Consider the following 413-nt stretch of genomic DNA (forward strand, 5'->3'; position numbering starts at 1 on the left):
GGTCCTTTATCTGGATGTTCGCCTAACAAGATTATTTCTGGTCTGAATGCTAAAAGATCAGTTTCTTCATTATAAGAAAGTAAATAATCTAAATGTTGTTCTAGGATTTTTCGATCAAGAAAATTTATAGGGGGAGAACCAATAAAATCAGCAACAAACGTTGTTGCTGGGTAGTCATAAATTTCCATTGGGGTTCCAATTTGCTCGATAGCTCCTTTATTCATAACAACTATTCTATCAGCCAATGTCATCGCTTCTAATTGATCATGGGTAACATAGAGACTAGTTGTGTTCAATGAACGCTGAAGTGTTTTAATCTCAATACACATTTGTGCTCGTAATTTTGCATCAAGATTTGAGAGAGGTTCATCAAAAAGAAAGACACGTGGTTGACGCACAATCACACGTCCCAT

At 36.1% G+C, this 413-nt stretch carries 1 protein-coding gene; it reads right to left on the reverse strand.

The features are described from left to right. On the reverse strand, window positions 1–413 hold a 413-nt coding region (locus J7R05_RS08535), incomplete at both ends, for a P-loop NTPase family protein (protein ID WP_484479014.1).

The sequence above is a fragment of the Bartonella capreoli genome (assembly GCF_902813205.1).
GTDB lineage: Bacteria > Pseudomonadota > Alphaproteobacteria > Rhizobiales > Rhizobiaceae > Bartonella > Bartonella schoenbuchensis.